General features: G+C 67.3%; 19 protein-coding genes and 1 pseudogene. 15 read left to right on the top strand and 5 right to left on the bottom strand.

Features of this window, described 5'->3' with window-relative positions:
• Window positions 1-281: 281 nt before the first annotated feature.
• The 11 genes from AC068D_RS28595 (at window position 282) to AC068D_RS28545 (ending at window position 9,127) form a co-directional block, all read left to right on the top strand.
• Window positions 282-572, top strand: coding sequence for a WhiB family transcriptional regulator (locus AC068D_RS28595; protein WP_478825977.1), 291 nt, complete (start codon window positions 282-284; stop codon window positions 570-572).
• Window positions 573-965: 393 nt separating this feature from the next.
• Entirely contained in the window at window positions 966-2,282 is a 1,317-nt protein-coding gene (locus tag AC068D_RS28590) for an alpha/beta hydrolase family protein (protein WP_478825976.1), read from the top strand.
• A gap of 157 nt (window positions 2,283-2,439) precedes the next feature.
• Window positions 2,440-3,081 (top strand): hypothetical protein, encoded by a 642-nt coding sequence (locus AC068D_RS28585; protein WP_478825975.1) that lies wholly within the window; start codon window positions 2,440-2,442, stop codon window positions 3,079-3,081.
• Between the two features lie 93 nt (window positions 3,082-3,174).
• Window positions 3,175-3,396: a hypothetical protein gene (locus AC068D_RS28580; protein WP_478825974.1), complete on the top strand. Its 222-nt coding sequence runs from the start codon at window positions 3,175-3,177 to the stop codon at window positions 3,394-3,396.
• Between the two features lie 129 nt (window positions 3,397-3,525).
• On the top strand, window positions 3,526-4,101 hold the full coding sequence (locus AC068D_RS28575; protein ID WP_478825973.1) for an SMI1/KNR4 family protein: 576 nt from the start codon (window positions 3,526-3,528) through the stop codon (window positions 4,099-4,101).
• 686 nt (window positions 4,102-4,787) lie between these two features.
• A complete protein-coding gene (locus tag AC068D_RS28570) occupies window positions 4,788-5,123 on the top strand; it encodes a hypothetical protein (RefSeq protein WP_478825972.1) in 336 nt (111 codons plus the stop codon).
• 636 nt (window positions 5,124-5,759) lie between these two features.
• Window positions 5,760-6,047, top strand: a complete 288-nt coding sequence (locus tag AC068D_RS28565; protein WP_478825971.1) for a DUF1905 domain-containing protein — start codon at window positions 5,760-5,762, stop codon at window positions 6,045-6,047.
• Between the two features lie 17 nt (window positions 6,048-6,064).
• Window positions 6,065-6,544 (top strand): hypothetical protein, encoded by a 480-nt coding sequence (locus tag AC068D_RS28560; RefSeq protein WP_478825970.1) that lies wholly within the window; start codon window positions 6,065-6,067, stop codon window positions 6,542-6,544.
• 766 nt (window positions 6,545-7,310) lie between these two features.
• The gene (locus AC068D_RS28555) at window positions 7,311-7,922 is read left to right on the top strand and encodes a VOC family protein (protein WP_478825969.1); all 612 of its coding nucleotides are present in this window, start codon (window positions 7,311-7,313) and stop codon (window positions 7,920-7,922) included.
• Window positions 7,923-7,934: 12 nt separating this feature from the next.
• A complete protein-coding gene (locus AC068D_RS28550; RefSeq protein ID WP_478825968.1) occupies window positions 7,935-8,132 on the top strand; it encodes a hypothetical protein in 198 nt (65 codons plus the stop codon).
• A gap of 416 nt (window positions 8,133-8,548) precedes the next feature.
• A complete protein-coding gene (locus AC068D_RS28545; RefSeq protein ID WP_478825967.1) occupies window positions 8,549-9,127 on the top strand; it encodes a GNAT family N-acetyltransferase in 579 nt (192 codons plus the stop codon).
• A 301-nt stretch (window positions 9,128-9,428) separates the two neighbouring features.
• On the opposite strand, the pseudogene AC068D_RS28540 reads toward AC068D_RS28545, so the two are convergent.
• From AC068D_RS28540 to AC068D_RS28530, 3 genes and pseudogenes are all read right to left on the bottom strand, one after another.
• A pseudogene (locus tag AC068D_RS28540) lies at window positions 9,429-10,052 on the bottom strand (HAD family hydrolase); the annotation flags it as partial.
• Window positions 10,053-10,113: 61 nt separating this feature from the next.
• Complete coding sequence (locus AC068D_RS28535; RefSeq protein ID WP_478825966.1) at window positions 10,114-10,701, bottom strand: hypothetical protein; 588 nt, start codon at window positions 10,699-10,701, stop codon at window positions 10,114-10,116.
• A 539-nt stretch (window positions 10,702-11,240) separates the two neighbouring features.
• Window positions 11,241-11,444, bottom strand: coding sequence for a cupin domain-containing protein (locus AC068D_RS28530; protein ID WP_478825965.1), 204 nt, complete (start codon window positions 11,442-11,444; stop codon window positions 11,241-11,243).
• 385 nt (window positions 11,445-11,829) lie between these two features.
• On the opposite strand from AC068D_RS28530, the gene AC068D_RS28525 reads away from it, so the two are divergent.
• Window positions 11,830-12,414: a hypothetical protein gene (locus AC068D_RS28525; RefSeq protein WP_478825964.1), complete on the top strand. Its 585-nt coding sequence runs from the start codon at window positions 11,830-11,832 to the stop codon at window positions 12,412-12,414.
• A 173-nt stretch (window positions 12,415-12,587) separates the two neighbouring features.
• On the opposite strand, the gene AC068D_RS28520 is transcribed toward AC068D_RS28525, so the two are convergent.
• Complete coding sequence (locus tag AC068D_RS28520) at window positions 12,588-13,325, bottom strand: TetR/AcrR family transcriptional regulator (RefSeq protein WP_478825963.1); 738 nt, start codon at window positions 13,323-13,325, stop codon at window positions 12,588-12,590.
• Window positions 13,326-13,388: 63 nt separating this feature from the next.
• Between AC068D_RS28520 and AC068D_RS28515 the strand changes: the two genes are divergently transcribed.
• From AC068D_RS28515 to AC068D_RS28505, 3 genes are all read left to right on the top strand, one after another.
• Window positions 13,389-14,366 carry a hypothetical protein gene (locus tag AC068D_RS28515; RefSeq protein WP_478825962.1) on the top strand — a complete coding sequence of 326 codons (978 nt, stop codon included), beginning with the start codon at window positions 13,389-13,391 and terminating at the stop codon, window positions 14,364-14,366.
• Between the two features lie 272 nt (window positions 14,367-14,638).
• Complete coding sequence (locus AC068D_RS28510) at window positions 14,639-15,136, top strand: DUF5958 family protein (RefSeq protein WP_478825961.1); 498 nt, start codon at window positions 14,639-14,641, stop codon at window positions 15,134-15,136.
• 55 nt (window positions 15,137-15,191) lie between these two features.
• Complete coding sequence (locus AC068D_RS28505) at window positions 15,192-15,521, top strand: hypothetical protein (protein WP_478825960.1); 330 nt, start codon at window positions 15,192-15,194, stop codon at window positions 15,519-15,521.
• A gap of 766 nt (window positions 15,522-16,287) precedes the next feature.
• Here AC068D_RS28505 and AC068D_RS28500 read toward each other — a convergent pair.
• Window positions 16,288-18,084: a SpoIIE family protein phosphatase gene (locus AC068D_RS28500; protein WP_478825959.1), complete on the bottom strand. Its 1,797-nt coding sequence runs from the start codon at window positions 18,082-18,084 to the stop codon at window positions 16,288-16,290.
• Between the last annotated feature and the right edge of the window lie 276 nt (window positions 18,085-18,360).

The raw sequence follows: 18,360 nt of genomic DNA, 5'->3' as shown, positions 1-18,360 counted from the left end.
ACGAACAAACACCTGCGCGGCGCCTCCCCCGAGTGCACCCGTCGGGGGTGGCACGGTGTGTTGAGGAGTTGCCTCACCGGTGTGTCGCGGTCGTTTTCTGCGACAGGGCGCGGGCACGCTGGCGTGGCGGCCTGCGGTGAGCAGCTCATTGGGTTGTGTCACCGATGTGACCTGGCAGCAGAGCTGGGTGCCCGCGAACGGTGTCTCGTCGTTGAGGTGTTCCCACAGTGGCATAGGCTCATGTGTGTCGTGGCGGAGCCTCAGTGGGGGAGGGGGAAACAGTGGCGTTGACCGGCCGATGGAGTCAGGACGCGGCCTGCGGGAGTAGCGACCCGGAGGAGCTGTTCGCCGACGCTGAGGGGCAAAGGCGCGCCAAGGCCGTATGCCTGGGGTGTCCGGTGCAGACCGAGTGCCTGGCCGAAGCTCTCGACAACCGTATCGAGTTCGGCGTGTGGGGCGGCATGACCGAGCGGGAACGGCGGGCACTGTTGCGCCGCAGGCCCGATGTGACGTCTTGGCGGCAGGTGCTGGAGACAGCCCGCGGCGTGCGAGAAGACCAGCGTGCCAGCTGACGATGTGCTCCATGACCGCAGTCACGCGCGCGGCGCGGAACTCGGTTCGCCGGCGGCACCCGCGCCAACCGCACAGGCGAACGGGATGCGCGCCGCGGTGCACATCGGCGGCTCCTGGAACGGTCAGCCAGGCCCGAGGGTGGGACAGGGATGCCGAGCCGCACCCGACGCTCTGCGAGGACTGCGAGCGCACGTCCATGGACAGCGACCGTCTCCAGACCGAGGCCTCGAAGCGCGGACAAGCAGAAGAGCCTGACCCTGCGGGGGGCTGCATGCGGGAGACCTGTCCGCAGCTCCTGTTACGCGATGTGGCCTTACGTACTATGTATGAATTCAGGTGGGTCATAGCGTGGCAGCGTTGGCGGCGGGCCGGCCGGGGGTGACGCTGGTGGTATGACCAGCCAGGCGAGACAGGGTGACGCTGCGGGCCCGACGGGTGCGGCCGGGACTGCGGCAACGGAGGGAGTCACGGTCGACGGGCAGGGCAACGGGCGCACGCTTGATTTGTTCCCGGGTGCGATCCAGAACGATTCGGCGCGTTGGGCGCTGGAGTACGTGGGCGAGGGCGCTGACGTCGGGCAGATTCTCGCCATCGCGAATGACATGAGGGGCGACGACGACGGGGCGTTCTACGACGCCTGGTACGGTGCCGCGACCCGCTATGCGGGGTACGCCAGGGACGCCGAGCGTCAGGGAAAGAGGGACACCGCTCGCTATCACTATTTGCGAGCCACGGTCTACGCCGGGGTGAGCTACCGTCCGCTGTACGGGAAGCCGGTCGATCCCCGCCTCGTGACCGCCTTCAACACCCAGTTGGGCTCGTTCGGCAAGGCGATGGCCCTGAGCGACCGGCCCGCGGAGCCACTCGATGTCTCCCTCGACGGCCATAGGATGACGGTGGTGTTTCTGCCCGGTGCGGGTACATCGACCGCCCGTCGCCCGGTCGTGGTCATGAACAACGGCTACGACGCTGCGGTGCCGGACATGTACTTCGCCATGGGCGCGTTCGCGATCGCGCGGGGCTACCACGTGGTTCTCGTGGACGGCCCCGGCCAGGGGGCACCGTTGATCTGCGACGGGTTGCCCCTGATCCCGGACTGGGAGAGGGTCATCCGACCCGTGGTCGACGCCGTGGTCGCCCGCCCCGACGTGGACCCCACCAGAGTCGTCCTGCAGGGGTGGAGCCTCGGCGGCCACCTGGCCTTGCGGGCAGCGGCGGGCGAGCCCCGTCTCGCCGCGATCGTGTTGGACCCTCCCGTGTGGTCGATGCTGTCCAACATGCCTTCGGCCTCGGCGCTCGGCGTCACGTCCGAGGCACTGCAGCGCCTCCCGGAGGTCTCAGACGCTGACCTGGCCGCGATGCAGGCAGCCATCGAGACGAACCCCCGCTTGAAATGGGGCCTGGTCGACCGCGGGTTCTGGGTCAATGGCGCCCACGACCTGCGCGACTACTTCCGGAAAATCGTCCCGTTCACCCTGGAAGGACACAGCGACAACATCCGCGTTCCCGTACTCGGAACCATGGCCGACGCCGACCCCCTCGCCCGCAACGCCGAGGCCACCCTCTCCCGCCTCAAAGCCCCCACCACCGTCCGGAAGTTCACTGCGGCCGACGGCGCCGGAGACCACCAGGAACAGCAGAACCGCGCTCTCGCCGAAACAGTCATCCTCGACTGGATCGATGACACCCTCGCGGACTCCTCCCGTTGACCGTGTCACCGGTCAGCGAAACTCAGCAGAGACCAGGGGGATGATCTCGGGTGACAGGGCGAGATGACGTCGTCCTCGAGCACTGCCAAGCCGCCCCACACCGATGGGCTGCGAAAACCTCGAGAGGACACCACCACGGACCTGGCACCCTGGTGAGATGCTGCTCAAACTGACCGGCTCCAGCTGTTCGGGCAAGACCACGCTCGCTTACTCCGTGGGCGAGCGGGTGGGGCGACTCGCCGTGCACGACTTCGACGAGCTCGGCGTACCGGAGGGCGCCGATCGCCGGTGGCGCAACCGCATGACCGAGATGTGGGTGCGTCGTGCGCTGGAGTACCAGGACCGTGGAGTCGACCTCCTGCTGACCGGGCAGTCCCCGCTGGGAGAGGTCCTGGCCAGCCCCTCCGCCCCGTTGCTGGAGGGAATCGCGGTATGTCTGGTCGACGTGTCCGACGAGCTCCGGCGCGGCAGGCTCACCATGCGCTACCCGGGCCGCTGGGACGCCCCGGCGGTCGACGCCTTCCTCGGCTGGGCAGCCTGGCACCGCAAGCACGCCGAAGATCCCCGATACCGGCCCGACGTCATCACAGACAACAGCGGGCCCGAGATGGCATGGCGCCGCTGGACCGGGTGGACGACCGACGACCGGCGATGGTCCACCCACCTGCTCGACACCACGGACCAATCCATCACGGACTCCATCGGCCAAGTCGAACAATGGATCGCCGACCAACGCGAAGCCCTCAGGGCAGGCCGCCTCGCCCTGGCACGTGGATGGCCGGATCAGATGCCAACGTAGACACCTCACGTTGCTGTGCCGTCAAGTAGGGGACCCTTGGCCCGTGTAGCGTGACCTGCCAATTCGAACGTGTGGGGTGGAACGTTGGTCGACGTGGTGCGTGTCATGGAGGCGCTGGCCAAGCAGGGCGTCACGGTGTTGTTCAAGGCTGATGCGGAACGCATGCGTGACGGAGTCAGGCCATGGACCTTCGTCGCAAGCGGTGCCCCCATCCATGAGGACCTGCTCGTGCGTACTGATGCGGCCTCGGTGCAGGCATGCCTGGAGATGTGTCTGCCGCAGCTGCGTGACCGTGGTCTGGTCATCCCTGAGTGAAGGGGAGACAATCCGGGCCCGCCCACCCGAGGCCAGAGACACCCCGGAGGGCCCGGTTCAGGCGAGGCAGCCCATCTGAGGCAAGGGGGACACAGCCGTGGCTCCCGTCAGGTCTGGCACGCTGCTGCCATGACTGACGATCTGATCGGCACGCAGACACCAGTGCAGCGCATCACACATCCGGAGCAGGCGATCGAGGCACTTGAGCGCGCTGTTTCAGGGCTGACTGATCACCGCCGGCCAGAGCGTGCCGTTATCGACTGGGCAGTGCTCGAAGACGGCCTGAGCACTGCCCTGCCAGACGATTTCAAGCGCCTCGCAGAGAGATACGAGGCCTTCGCCATCGGGGACTTTCTGCTCGTGGGCCTCCCTGATCCGGGCGGAGAGCATGACAGCCTTCGCGGTATACGTGATGATCTAGAAGGAGTCCTTCAGGACTGGTGGGAGGCAGACATGTCGATCGGGCTGCGGCCCCATCCGGCACCGGGCGGTCTCCTGCCGTGGGCCGAGTCGAACGAAGGCGATAAGTTTCTTTGGAACACCACGGGTGACAGCCCGGAACAGTGGCTCGTCACCATCGCCTCCCGGAACGGAGGCTGGTGGCACTACGACGGCGGTGCTGTCCAGTTCCTCGCCGAGTACTGCAACGGCACTCTGGCCCCCTGGGGATTGCCTCCGATCGACCCCGAAGTCACTCCTTGCTGAGCGCGGCTCGGCTGGCCGGTCTATGCGGCAGCGGCTTCTGCGACTCCTGATGAGGCCGGAAAGGCCAGGCTCTCGTCAAAGCGTCGGCGGTGCTGGAGGCAGTTGTAGAGCTGGCTGATCATGCGGTTGAAGAGGTTCGTCGGTTGCGCGCGACACACAGCACGGCCAGGATCCCAGTCCGCCCCCGCGCTCCGACTACGGTCTCGCCCTCGACCGCACGTCGAAACAGGGGTTCGGCACCCTCCTGGCTCGCCTCCCAGGGCACGCTCCTGGATCCGGCGCCCCGGGAGGGGCGCGTCGCCGAAGGTCAGCCGGCCGGGGCAGGCTTTGCGTCCGGTGCCTCGAGGAGAGAGCACGGCAGAGCGATGTACGCCGTGACTCCGCCGGGCCGGTGACATGCAGGCCGGCTGCGCTGCAGGTACACCCGCTCATCAGCCGCCGCTGGGGCCCGTCAAATGGGGCCCGACCGGCCCTGCCGACCACGCCCCCGGACGGTCCCGCGGCGGACTGCCCATCAAGATCCAGCTCGCCGCCAACAGCCGCTGCCAGCAACTGGCCTTCGTCATCCCGCCCGGCCAGGAGCCGTCTGCGTCCAATGACCGTCCGGCTCCTCACGGCCGGGCTGAACCTCTGAAGATCCTCAAGTCCCTTGGCAGTAACAGAGCGTGGCATTGACGATGACCTGCATGGCATGGATCAAGGGACAGGACTCGAAGCACAACTTCGTACTGATGATCCGGGACGCGGACACGGTCGCGGCGTCCCTGCGTGGGGCGTTGACAGAGGCGTCGCCCGAGGAGCATCCGGGTCTGGAACGCGCCATCGAACTCGTCGAGTCGGCAGCCGCTGCCACCGAGATCCAGATGCGCGCCAGTTGGACCCGCTCCCGGCTCGCCTCTGTCGGCTTCACGGGGGACATCGCCTCGGTCGCAGCGGTGAAGGCGCTGCGCGAGGCGGAGCCGAAGCTGAGTCTGCTGGCAGCGGTGCAACTGCAGAAGGACGCGGTGGCCCATCCGGAGTGATCCACAGCGGCCGTCGCCCCAGGTGCGAGTGAGGGTCGTCGCACGCCACCCAAAGCCTGTGACCGTTCCTGGGTGGTGGCAGCGCTGAACCGCGCCAGCGTCACCGACGTCCGCCGGGACTCCTTCGCCCACAGCGCCCGCGCGGAATACCAGGAGCTGGCGGGAGACCACACCGTCGTGCCGACTCGCACCATGGCTCTCACCCAGCAACGACCTGGAGACGGGCAGCCTCTACCATCCGCGAAACCTTCGGTGTGCTGCACCGGTTGTGCCCCTCCTGATCGGCCAGGTCTGCCCGGCCTGCCGGATCTGGTCCCCCTTCCGCGCCGACCGTGTCCCCAAGGTGCGGTTGTCTCCAGGAGCCTCGAGCACGGCCGTAGTTCGACGACACATCTCCTGACACGCGCCGTCTGTTGAGCCACGTCGGTCTCGTGCGAGATCGCAGGCCAGGCGGTTGTGCGACAGGCTGACGGGCAAGCAGCTCGGCGGCCGGGCCAGGCCCTCGTGGGTCACGGCTGGCCGTACGAGGGCGTTGTCCTGCCCGTCGATGAGTGCTGCTGGTCGTCCCTAACGAAGGCGCGTCGTGGAGGTACGCTGAGCGGGACTTGGCCGTTGTCGAGGAAGGGGCCTGGCCTCATGGAGCTCGTCTTCGCCAGCCGGGTGATCGAATGGCGTGGGCCGTCGCCGTACTATTTCGTCCCCGTGCCGGACGAGCAGTCCGCCGACATCCGCGAGGTGGCCGCGATGGCCACGTACGGTTGGGGTGTCATCCCGGTCCAGGCCCGGATCGGTGATGTCGCCTTCCCGACGTCGCTCTTCCCCAAGGACGGCGTCTACTTGCTGCCGCTCAAGAACGCCGTGCGCAGGCCGCAGGGCCTCTCACCGGGTGACGATGTGACGGTGGAGATGACGGTCCGCCTCTAGAACTGGGAGACTCCCTCGTGACCGGACCACACCGCACGGCCGGCATACTCATCTGCTTCATGGCGGTCGGTGTGGCGGGCTGCACATCCCAACCCGATGCGGACCCGGCACCGCCCGTGCACTCCAGCACCCCGACCACCGCACGACCCACGGGCAGCGCGGACGAGGCCCAGGTACGCCTGGCGCTCGGTGACGGTTCAACCGATGACGATCCGAACTTCGTCGCCATGGCTTTCGAACGACTGACTGACGGTGCGCACACGCAGACCAGCCTCGACCGCGGGAAAGCCTACAAACTCCAGGTCGTCTGCGTCGGCCCCACGACCGTAAAGATCACAGGGACCGGCTTGAAGCCCTCCACCACCGCATGCGACGGCACGGTCGTCAGCCAACACATCACCAGCGCACCAGCGGTCTTCTCCCTCACCGTCGAAGCTGCAGGCAACGAAAGCACGAGCGGGGCGATCGGCTGGCGCCTGAATCGCCGCAGCCACTGACAGCCCCATGCCGAGCCAGGCCGCAAGGCTGTGCTGTGAAAGTTGGCCCCGCTCCTCATCGCGCAGGGTGATGATCTCGATGCGGGACGAGGAGATCTCGCTGACGAGCAGTGGGCGGTGCTGGAGTCGTTGCTGCCGGTCACTGTGTTGGGCAGGCCGGCGGCGGGCCGGAGGAGACTGATCGACGGGATCCGGTGGCCGAGTGCGGCCGGCCCGGAAAGCGAACCAGGCAGACACCGACTTCCGGCCCCGCAGGCAACGTTCGCCTCGGTCTCGCCGACGGGCGGGGCCTGGGTCGGCACCCGTTGTCGCGGGGCGCGTAGTCTCGCGGGGTGCACTCTCATCTGCGCTTTGAGAACCCTCCCGCGCTGCCTCATCCTCGTCGCCAGTCTCGGCGTGGGTGGCGTTGATCCATACCGCCTGGTGTGCTCTCGCTGACACCGCTGTACCAGGCGTTCCGTCGTGAACTGACGCCGGGGAGGACTGCGCTTGCCGGAGATGAGCGGGCGGCGCGGAACTCTGGGAGAACCGCCCAACGCGAGAAACCGAGGCTCTGGAGCTTGTCCGCCTGGCATGCTCGAGCCGCCAGGCGGGTCCGGATACCGGATCCCGGTGGATGGCCTGCTGCACGAATGTGGTGGCAGCCCAGCCGGTCTGGGGAAGCGGCTGTAGGGAGACAGGGAGTCGCCGTGCGCCGTACAACAGGTGGCGACACCGATCAGGATTCGAGAAGCGCTTGTCACCGAGCCGCAGCTAGCGTGAAGCCATGACTTCCATCGAATGCATCACCCTCGAGGTGGGCGACCCCACGGCCGCCGAGCGCTTCTACACGGACGCCTTCGGCCTGGACAAGCAGGTGCGCCTGCGGCCCTCGCAGGCGCCGTCGTCTGGCTTCCGCGGGTTCACAGTGTCGCTCGTGGTCTCCCAGCCCTCGATCGTCATCGGTCTCGTCGGCGCCGCCCTGGACGCCGGCGCCAAGGTGCTGAAGCCCGCAAAGAAGTCGTTGTGGGGCTACGGCGGCGTCATTCAGGCCCCGGACGGGACGATCTGGCAGGTAGCGAGCTCGTCGAAGAAGGACACCGGCCCGGACAGCCGACAGATCGACGAGGTCGTTGTTCTGCTGGGCGTCTCGGACATGGCTGCGACCAAACGGTTCTACGTCGACCGGGGCCTCACGGTGGCGAAGAGCTTCGGCAGCAAGTACGTCGAGTTCGACGGTACGTCGAGTCCCATCAAGCTGTCGCTGTACGGGCGTCGCGGACTGGCCAAGGTCGCAGGTGTCCCCCCGGAGGGCAGCGGATCGCACCGGATCACGATCGGCAGCGACGCCGGCGCCTTCACCGACCCGGACGGATTCACGTGGGAGCCCGCAGCATGAAGTTCCGAACCCGTGGAACTCTCGGAGCCCATGAAGGGCCTGGAGGCCCCGCCCGAGGTGGCGGAGGCGCTCGGCGACGGTAAGCGGCCGCCCGTCGAAAGCGGCGACGAGGTCGGGCTGGGGCTCGAACCCGGGCCCCGTGTCGTGGTCGGGCCCGAGGACTTCGCCCGCGCGCCCCGGCGCCGACCCGGCCGCCCCCGCCGCCTATGACCACCTTCCCCAGGGCCGCAGGCAGCGCGTGCTCGTCAGCGACAGCGTGAAGAAGCCCAAGACGTACGTGCGGGCGAATCGCGAATGCCCTGGCGACGCTCCGGGATGAAGCCGTCCAGTAGCCACTGATCGGTCAGGTCCGATCCGCGATCGTCCATAACCGGTTGATCACCAGATGGGTCGAACCCGCCGCACCTCCAGGCCTGCGGACGAGCACTCGCTCACGTGGAGCAAGAGCGGTCGACCTCGTGCGGCGGCCGGTCAGACGTGGTGGACGGGGGCGGACGTCTGGGGCGACACACTTCCTGGCGCCCGTCGGCCTCGCCGCTGCTCTGATCGGCTACCGCCGTCTTGCAAGGTGGAAGGCCCACCAGTTCTTCAGGATCCCGTTGCAGAGAGCCGTTCTGCTAATAATCATGGCTGTCATGGCGCGACCGAGGCAGATCATCGAGTGCCGAGACTTCGTCCTGCGAAGCTGGCGGGGACAGAGCGATTTCGCTCCGGCATTTACGTTGATCGAGGAGTCTTTGGATTACCTGCGCCCCTGGGAGCCGTGGGTCGCCCGTCACAGCGAGGAGAGCACGCGAGACTTCCTGTCGAAGTCCGAGTCGAAGTGGGCAAACGGTGACGTGTACAACTACGCCATCGTCAAAAACGGCGCCCTCATCGGCATGTGCCAGACCTACCGCTGGGCTGAACCTTGGGGCCGACGCATGGGGTACTGGCTGCACCCTGCCGCCACTGGCCAGGGCATCGCCACGAGAGCGACAGCGGCCATGGTCACCGAGATGTTTGCCCTGCCGGATGTGGAGTACCTGGAAATCGCGCACGATCTGGCCAACACCTCCAGCGCCTCTGTACCGCGCCGGTTGGGCTTCACCGAAGTCCGCCGTGAACAGGCAACACCGCCCGCAGCTCCCTCTGGCAGCGGGATCGACGTGGTCTGGCGCCTGAACCGCCCTGCACCGCCTGGCAACGTCGCTCTCGCTCCATGAACATCTGGACCGAACGGTCTCAGCTCCTGCTCCTTGAGCAACAATCGAGACGACGCCTCAAGGAGCGTTCTGTTCCGGTGTGGGTGTTTGGTATCGGGGGTGCCGCCATGCGGTTGCGGCAGCGACACCAGAACCCCATCCGGACCATCCCGGGCCGTCCGCTTCCACCGCACCTCCTAGTCCGCCCCTCGTGTCGACGCCCAGGGCGATCAGCACGTCGGCACGTTCTGCTGCTGTACTGCAGGTATGGCGTCATGCCTGAAAGGGAATATGAGCACTGCTTGACCTGTGGGTTCCGTTCAGGGAGCTCGTGGAGGCTGTCGAGTTGCAGAGTCAGCAGCCTCTTCGCGTCGTCGGTATTCCACTGGATCGTCGCCCACGGCCCGTGGCGAACCAGGGCGGTCGGCAGCCAGGCGGCGGTCGCGGGGCGGATGTCGTTGTCGAGCCGGTCACCGACGTAGAGGACTCCTCGACCGGGAAGGGGACGACCTGGGCCACGCGGACGAAGAATTCGGGGTCGCGCTTGCTCGCGCCCCAGTCGTCCGAGGTGCCGATCAGATCGACGCCCTTGGTGACAACTCGCGCAGCAGTCCGCCGACGCGCACCGTCTGGTTTCCGGCGGTGCCCAACCACAGGCCGGCCCCTCGCAGTGCGGCGAGCGCCGGGCGGACGTCGAGGTGGAGGTCGTCCTCACCGAACCACTCGGGCTGGTCGGCCGTGGCGCGGGCGTCGCGCTGCTCGGAGAGGTCGAACCCGGGCTGGAACTCCTGGAAGGTCTCGAGACAGTCGCGGCCTTGGGCGATGACGGCGCCGAACATGGCGGCGAACGTGTGCCTGGGGACCTGCAGCCAGTCGGCCCAGGTGCCGTACTCCCGGGTCTCGTCTACCCGGACTCACCGATGTCGAAGACCACTGTGCGAATCACGGCCCTGACCGTAGGTGCGGGCACTGGCGCGACGGCAGGGGGTTGTCAGATGTGGCCGATGTCAGCCGGTGCGCACTGCCGTAATGGTGAACCGTTCGACGTCGGCGATGTGTCCACCGGTGGACGCGACAACCGTGAGCACCGGGTCCCGGGCGCCGGAGAACGGAACCGTCACGTGCCAGGGCTGCTTGTCGCCGCCCGCCGATGTGCAGCAGGGTGAGGTGCCGAGCGGCGCGGTCGACGACGGTTGGCGCACCTGCACGCGGATGCTCTCGTCCACTCCGGAGATCCGCCCGCCCGTCTCGAGCGGCGAGCGACGCACGAGCGATCCGTACGCTGGTGTGGTCAGGGAGAACGTTGTGTCGTCGGTGCCCACGACCTCCCACGGGGCATTCTGCCCGTCGCCGAACCGCACGAGGTGAATTACAGCCGCGGTACCGCCTTCGGGCCCCGTCGATGCGACGCCGATGCGGGCGTGCCGACCGCTCACGGTGCGCGAGGTGATCCGGTCGATCTCCGTGAAGTCCAGGTAGTCACGGGTGAAGGACAGCGCGGTCTGGGCTGGGTCGAGATGCCAGGGTTGGTGGCCGCCGGAGCGGTAGGCACGCTCCCACGCCTGAGCTTGGGCGAGCGTGGTGAACGGCCACACGGGCTGGAGGCTCCAGGAGTCCAGCGGTGGTGTGCCGCTGGGCGTGGCTGGGGTCTGCGTGGCCGAGGTGGCCGGAGTCGACGGCGCGGGTGCGGGCGCTGTGCCTGCAGGTTTGGGTGTTGCCGACGTGGCGGGCGGCGATCCTGCTGTGCGCGTGGATTCGCCGGAACCGCTGCAGGACGTGAGTATCAGGCCGGCCAAGGTGGCTGCGGAGAGGATTCGGAATGGGAGCCGGATGTTCATGGGTGCCCCAGGAGAGGTGAAACCGACCGCCAATCGGCCCGTCCGGCTATGGTCCCACCAGTCCGGCCTGTGTCGCAGGGGCTGCGTCGTGGTTCGCCAGATCAGCTGCACAGCCGATCGGGCGTACGATCACGTGGCATCGCCGCCTTCGGACCTGCTCGAGCGGGGAGCCGTACGAGCTGTGGACCGCCTACGTCCGCCGGCGCAACACCCGCGCCGAGCCGAAGACGAACCTCGCCCCCGACTCACCGATCCGCACCTGGACCGAATACGCGGCCCGGGCCGGGTGAGCGCGTTCACGCCCCGGGTTCCTCCACGATCACCAACGTGCCGTGGCTACCCGGGCCGACAGCGTGTCGAGCGCCCGCCGGCACCCGGTACATCTCGCCTGTCTCCACGGTGACCTCCATGCCCTCCACCAGCAGTGCCAGTCGCCCGTCGAGCACCAGCAGCACCTCATCGGCCCCGTGAGCCTCTTCCTGGACCGGGCTGCTGTCCATACGCAGGACTTTCACACAGGCCGCCCCTGCCTTTCCCAAGGAGGAGGAGTTCCACGCAGCCGGCAGCGAGGCTGCTGTCTCCACGACTCCGGCTCAAGGCTGTGCTCACCGAGCACCAGGGCGGACGGCTACCACCGTGGTTCGATGCCGTCCGCCAGGACGACCTGCCCAGCCTCCCAGACTCTCGCGGCAGGCATCGACAGAGATCGCGACGCGGTCATCGCCGGTCTCGCCCTGCCGTGGAACTCCAGCGTCGTCGAAGGGCACGTCAACCGCATCAAGATGCTCAAGAGACAGACGTTCGGGCGGGCCGGCTTCGCTCGCTTACGCAAGCGAGTCCTGTTGGCCACTGAACGATGTCAGATGCCCGCTGTAACTTCCCCGTATGGGTGTGTACCTGGTGAGCGTCGGCGCGGAGGAATGGTTCGGTGAGGAGGAAGGTGGATGGGGCGAAGTTGCTTCAGCGCTCAATGCTGAACTCAGGCGGCGGGGCCTGCAGCCCTACGAGGACGTACCCTCGGAGACGGACTTCGCAGCCGGCTCAGGGCAAGCCTTCGAGGAGAAGCTGGCCCCTTCGATGACCGGGTTCCTCGCCCTGTGCGAGACGCACCTGTCACAAGAGGAGTCGGAGACCCTTTGCGGCTGGACCGTGCTCGTGCCCTTCTCGCTCGATGAGGAGATCTGCTTGCCCATCGACTCCGGCTACTGCGAGTCGACCACGGTCGTCGGTGCTCCCCAGGTGCTACCGCTCGCGGAGAAGCTGGCGTCTGTCATCGAATTGCCGCCCGAAACCCCGGCGACATGCGGCAACCTCGACCTGAGCATGTGGTTCAGGGACCAAGCAAAGAAGCTGGCCACTATGCGAACAGGACTGTGGGTCACGGACCTGGACACAGCCTTCTACGTCGCAGTGTTCCTGCGCGCTGCCCAGCACTCGATTCGGCGTGGCTGCCCCATCATCTACAGCTGAGACCCATCCTTCGATCCGGCTGGTCTCCCAGCGGATATCACTCACCGCGCACGCGTCACGGGGGGCCGAGCCTGAGCCGAGGACGGGACAGCATTTGTTCACTGGTTCAGGAGGCAGTCGTCAGAAGCGAGTTGAACCAATGTGATCTTCCTCGGCCTTGGACAGGACCCTCGTCAGCTCGGGGTGGGGTTGCCTCGTCGGCTGTTCATGCGTGACTGGACCGGTTGGGTCTGCCCTGTTGAGAGAGCTGTCGCTCCCGCGCCCGTTTGGTTGGCAGGGTCCGTGTGAAGTCCGAGGCAGAGCCGGTTGAATGCCAAGAGCACCGCTGGTGCGACTGCGTCGCGCGCGCGTGCGGGGGGTTCGCCGGACATGACGCGTCGTTGGATCTCGCGCAGGGCTGCCCGGTGCGTCCCGGCGATGGCGCCCGCGAGGAGTTCGAGCATCAGGAGGTCCGCGTTGTTCGGCGTACTGGCGGTGCGCGGCGGATGCTCAGCCAGGGCAGTCGCAAGTGCGGCCTCGGCGTGTTCGCCTATCTCGCGTTCGCGTGCGCGCAGTGCGGGACTGTCGTGGATGACCTTCCAGAACCTGAGCGCGCCGGGGTGGAGTCCGAGCATGGGGTCGTCCTGTTGCAGGGCAGCCAGCAGGTCGTCGCGGATTGTCTCCACCGGGCAGGCGCCGGGTGCGCGGTCGCGCACCAGTGTGGCGAGATGGCCTTCGGCCTCGGTCTGGCGGTCGAAGAAGAGGCCTTCCTTGGTGGGGAAGTAGTTGAACACGGTGTTGGTGGACACGCCCGCGTGCCGGGCCACCTCGGCGACGGTGACCTGATCGAAGCCGTGCTCCTGGAACAGCTCCAGCGCCGCGTCGGCGATCGCGGTACGGGTCTGTTGTTTCTTGGTCTCTCGAAGGCCCACCCCTGCATGATAGTGTCACTCCAAATTTGGAGTGACACCAAGTTTTTCGGGGGAGCGACGACCATGGCCTTCACCTTCGGCATCTATCCCGGCGGACTCCTGGGCGATGACAAGGGGATCGTCCACCCGGTTCGACCGGACCTGCCGGACCGCATCATCGAGGCGCTCGACGCGCTGCAGGGCGACACCGCCACATTGTCGGTCCGTGCCTACCGTCCGTTCGCCGCCACGGTCATAGCGCAGGAGCCGCCAACGCCCGCCGCCCCGGAGGCCTACCTTCAACGTGGACGTAAACTCGACCTCGTGTTGCCGTTCCGCGAGCCGTCCGGCCGACTGGAGGAGTGGCTGGAGTTCGTCCGCGAAACCGTCCGGACCGGCGGACCGCATCTGGCGTCGCTCCAGATCTGCGAGGAGCCCAATGTCGACCTTCCCGTTCTCGACGGCAGCACCCCCAACATCCTGAACGCGCTCGTTCAGGGAGTCATCGCAGCCAAGCAGGAGGCCCGGGCCCTGCGCCACAATCTGGCGGTCGGCTTCAATGCCGTGCCGACCTTCAGCCCGGCCGACACCTTCTGGTCCGACCTTGCTGCCCTGGCCGACGCGCGCTTCTTGCAGAGCCTGGACTATGTCGGCCTGGACTTCTTCCCCGACGTTTTCCGTCCCATCGCCGCCGACCAATTGGCCGGAGCGGTTACCACAGTCCTCACAGCCTTCCGGCGTACCGACCTGCCGAAGGCCGGCATCCCAGACACCGTTGCTATCCGCGTATGTGAGAACGGCTGGCCCACCGGCCCTGACCGCACCGAGCAGCGACAGGCCGCGACTGTTGAGACCGTCGTCCGGACCGTGACCGCACTCGCCGCCGAACTCAACATCGATGGCTACTCGTTCTTCGCCTTGCGAGACGCCGACAGCGGCGCTGAGGGCCTCTTCCACCGCTTCGGTCTCCTGCGCGACGACTACACCCCCAAGCCGGCCTTTGAGACGTACCGGCAGCTCATCAACGAACTCGGCAACCCACCGGTCGTCTCAGCAGGCTGAGGCCTCCGCCCGCGGATGCGAGGGAGGCGGCGCCGAGCCCTGCAAGCCGGTTCCGGCCCTGCCGGATGGCGAGGATCTACTGGACCGCCACGCCGACGACAAGCTGGACGAGGGCCGCCTGACGGTCCGCGAGGTACGAGTCCTTCGGCACTGTTGGACACGCGGGAGCACCGCCCCGGCCCCCGCCGGGGGCGGCTCAGCCGCGAATTCCGGCTTGCCCCCAGGCGCGGCTGGGCCCTCGCCCGGAACCGGCAACGTGAAACCATCGAGAGATGACCGAAACGAGCAGCGAAGAGGGCCGCACCTTCCGGCGCGATACCGAGCAGGTCGTCAACGAGATTGCCCAAGGTCTCCGCACGCTGGACGCCGGTGCGGCCTGGTTCTCCGGCCTCGCCCCGGCACGCCAGCAAGAGGTATTGCGGGAAGTCGCCGGTTACGCGATGCAGGCGCACGTCACAGCTGCGGACGGCCGCGCCGGGGTGGCGCGATCCGGGGTAAAGCCCACGGCCAACCCCTCGGTAATGATCTGCATGGACCCACCCCGCTACGGGTTCGCAGGCCTCCCCACCGCCGAATTCGTCAGGGCATTCCGTGTCCTCGTCTCCGTATTCGCTGTCGCCGACACCCGCCGCCGCGAGGTGTATTGCAAAGGCACCTGCGGACATGCATGGCACAACCTGCCAGCGGCGAGCGAGCGGTCGTGGCATCAGCCGCTCGTACCCGTGAGGCCACCGGAAACCGGTAGGAACAGCAGGACGCGGGCCAAATAGGTTGCCTGGGCGGCCCTTTCCAGGGCACCCGCGGCGGCGTCCCACCGACCGACAGTTGGTCGACCACCTGCGCAACGAGCACCCGCTCACGCCACTGTGGGGGATGGTTGCCGTCCTCAGTAGCCTCGGTACGCTCTGCCTCGGGGTCGCGCTTCCGTTCGCCCTGGCGGACGGCGCCGTACTGGCCGGTGTACTCCTGGGGACCGGGCTCGCCGTATCCCTGGCCACCCTCGCCTTGGCAGTGTTTGGTATCCGCCGCGCTGCCCGCCAAGGCTCCGAGGACCGAAGGCGGCGTACCGAGCTGTGGTCCCTGCCCACTGCCGTGGAACGCCGACTCACGATCCCCCTTCTCGGTGCCGGTGACGGGGCACACCCCGGTGCCTGAACACACGGCATCCGCTGCCCCCGCGACGAGTACGCACGGCGCCGCGAAGGCGCAGCGGGCCCAAGGCCCAGATCACCGAGATCCGGGCCAACGCCTGCTGGGTTCTCGTGGCGGCCTCCGCGAGTTGTGTTGGGCTCCGATGCCATTCCCGACGGGTGCCCCTCCCGCAGCACGGAAGTGAGCGCCCAGTTGGCCCGTGAGTGTTCTGGTTGGCCGGGTTTCGGGCAAGGTCGCGCCCGGCGAGAGGGGCGAGTTACGGGTGGGCGCGGACGTGGGCGACGGGGCCGGTGCCGAGCGTTGTTGGGGATGAGAACCGGGCGTGAGGCTTCGGTGCACTTCTCCTCGCGGGTGCCGCGTGGCAGGGTGGCGGCCATCATGTCGCTGGGGGCGTCCAATGCGAGGCGGTGCCATCGGCCTCGTGGCACGATGGCCGCGGTTCCAGCACCCAGTTTGATCTCCTCCTCGTCGTCTCCCGGCTGTTCCGGTCGGAGCCAGCGGTCGAGCAGGAGGATGCAGAGGCTCTGGCGCCATCCTCAGAGCCTGTCCCAACAGCTCCTCCAGGGCCGCATCCGCGCCCGAAGGGATAGTGTCATTGGCACCTTTACGGCGTGGGTTGATAAGAATTTCCCGCCGGGCGGTAGGTGAGGTACGAGGACATCCCCTCCGGGCTTACCCCTGGATCGAAAACTGCAGGTCATCCTCGAGCCGGCCCTCACACAATGGGACGCTCATCTCCACACAGCAACGCCCTACTTACGCAGACCGCTCAAGTCCTGGCCGTGCCGCGCCGAACGACGTCTCCGGCCTCGCCCCGTCGTGGAGAGCGGAGGACACGGGCCAGCATGAGGGCGATGTCGTCGCCCCGGTGCGCGGGCCGCCAGACATCCGCCAGGAGTCGATCGGCCAGAACCTCAAGGTCGGCAGTCGAGGCTCCTGTCAATCCGTTCAGAAACACTTCGATGCCTGCATTGATGTCTCCGTGCGCTGCCTCCAGGAGACCGTCGGTGGTGACGGCCACGACGGTGCCAGGGCTGATGGGTACCAACTGGCTCGCGTAGTGGGCGTGAGCGTCCACCCCCAGCGGCAGGTCGGCGGGAACGTCGAGAAGGCGGGGATGTTTGCCCGGAGGAACTACGACCGGAGCCGGGTGGCCGGCCGTGCAGACCTCGAGCGTCCCATCGGCAGGGCGAATCAGCAGATAGCAGCAGGTGGCAAACATCGCTCGGTCCGGGTCGGGACCGAGTTCGGCCATGAGCCTGTTGGTTCGTGTCAACACGGCTGCCGGGTCGTGCCCTTCATACGCATAAGCGCGGACGACCATGCGTAGTCTGCCCATGAGAGACGCGGCGTTGACGCTGTGGCCCTGAACATCACCGATGACCAATGCCACCGTGCCGTCTGCGAGGTGGATTGCGTCGTACCAGTCCCCACCGATCTGCATTCCTGAGTTGGCCGCCCGGTAGCGAGCGGCAATGGTGAGTCCGGGGGCGGTGAGAGGGCCTGGGGGTAACATACCGTGCTGCAGTTCGGTAGCGAGGGCATGTTCTGCCTCGTACATTCCCGCCCGTTCCAGGGACTGGGCCAGGAGGCCGACGACGGCGACCAGCAACGCCCGCTCCTCATGTCCGAACTCCCGGGAGGTGGGAAATCCAATGAGGCAGACTCCAGCCGCCCCTTGGGAATCAGCCATGGGAATGGCTGCCAATGCATGGCGATGCAGTGATCCGGTCGTCCGGGTCAGCTGTGGGTACGCGGAAGTCATAGCGGCGGGGGACCCCAGGAACACGGGAACCTGGCGGGCAAAGGCGTCTTGCACCGGCGAGCGCACGGCTGGAACTGGACTGCAGAGGGCGGCTACTTCTTCGGCGGGATATCCGCACGAGGCCACGCATGAGACTCCGCCCGGCCGGGGCCCCATGACGGCGAAGCCGTCCGCGCCGAAGTCTTTCAACCCGAGCTGGGTGGCAGCCATCATGTCCTTGACTGTTACAGCCGCTGCCAGGGAAGCCGTGAGCCGCTGCATTCGCCGGTTGCGTTCCGCCCCTTCACACAGCCGACGCTTTTCTTGTGCCCGACGTTCATGTGCAGCCGTGGTGTCCATTACCACCCCCACCATCTGGGTGGGCGTGCCCGTCGCATCAGCCAGTACCCGCCCGCGTGCTTCCAGGGAGCGCCACAGCCCTTCGCCGGCCGCGACCCGGTAAGCGATCTGGTAGTTGCCGCCAGAGGCTGCCATCGACTGAAGGGCGGCGGCAAACTGCGGCAGGTCCGCCTCTGGAATGCGCGACAGGAAGGTGTCCAGATGGGGCGGGCTGTCCGGGGAGAGCCCGTGGAGCTGGTAGGTGAGGGGATCGCAGTAGATCTCGCCGGTGGCGACGTCCCAGCAGAAGAATCCCGCCTGCACCGCGTCAGCGCTCGGCCGGAACGGGAACTGCGAGCCTGGATGCCCGTTCACGCCCTCGTCCGTGGGCGCGGTGATCTCCCGGGAGGCCGGTCTGGAGCTGGGGCCGTGCTCGATGCTGCTGTGAGCACCGAGCCAGGACAGGAACCCGACCTCTGTCACTGGTCACTCCTCGCTGTGCGCAACGACGTCTCATGTGAGTGTGCCGACGGCGTGTGACGAGGGATCCACGTTAGATGCTCGACGTTCCCTCCGGCTGGCGTGAGGCAGTTGGCCACCTGAAAGTGTGACCAGGCCAACGAACGTGGACCCCGTCCTGCGAGAGCGCTCGGGTGCCCTGCCGGTGCCACCATGCCCCTTGGTTGCCTACCTGCGTCAGAGCTGTTCGAGCGTCAGGAGGCGTCGTGCCGGCGCCTCTCGCATCTGCGCCTGACCGAG

This window comes from Streptomyces sp. NPDC043861 (assembly GCF_056435905.1).
Note: the sequence above shows the minus strand (reverse complement) of the source record. Positions and strands in the feature narration are given on the sequence as shown.

Excerpts from the sequence above, each read along its gene's own strand:
- AC068D_RS28590 (WP_478825976.1), top strand. The coding sequence starts at position 966 with ATGACCAGCCAGGCGAGACAGGGTGACGCTGCGGGCCCGACGGGTGCG.
- AC068D_RS28585 (WP_478825975.1), top strand. The coding sequence starts at position 2,440 with ATGCTGCTCAAACTGACCGGCTCCAGCTGTTCGGGCAAGACCACGCTC.
- AC068D_RS28575 (WP_478825973.1), top strand. The coding sequence starts at position 3,526 with ATGACTGACGATCTGATCGGCACGCAGACACCAGTGCAGCGCATCACA.
- AC068D_RS28570 (WP_478825972.1), top strand. The coding sequence starts at position 4,788 with ATGGCATGGATCAAGGGACAGGACTCGAAGCACAACTTCGTACTGATG.
- AC068D_RS28565 (WP_478825971.1), top strand. The coding sequence starts at position 5,760 with ATGGAGCTCGTCTTCGCCAGCCGGGTGATCGAATGGCGTGGGCCGTCG.
- AC068D_RS28555 (WP_478825969.1), top strand. The coding sequence starts at position 7,311 with ATGACTTCCATCGAATGCATCACCCTCGAGGTGGGCGACCCCACGGCC.
- AC068D_RS28545 (WP_478825967.1), top strand. The coding sequence starts at position 8,549 with ATGGCTGTCATGGCGCGACCGAGGCAGATCATCGAGTGCCGAGACTTC.
- AC068D_RS28530 (WP_478825965.1), bottom strand. The coding sequence starts at position 11,444 with ATGGACAGCAGCCCGGTCCAGGAAGAGGCTCACGGGGCCGATGAGGTG.
- AC068D_RS28525 (WP_478825964.1), top strand. The coding sequence starts at position 11,830 with ATGGGTGTGTACCTGGTGAGCGTCGGCGCGGAGGAATGGTTCGGTGAG.
- AC068D_RS28515 (WP_478825962.1), top strand. The coding sequence starts at position 13,389 with ATGGCCTTCACCTTCGGCATCTATCCCGGCGGACTCCTGGGCGATGAC.
- AC068D_RS28510 (WP_478825961.1), top strand. The coding sequence starts at position 14,639 with ATGACCGAAACGAGCAGCGAAGAGGGCCGCACCTTCCGGCGCGATACC.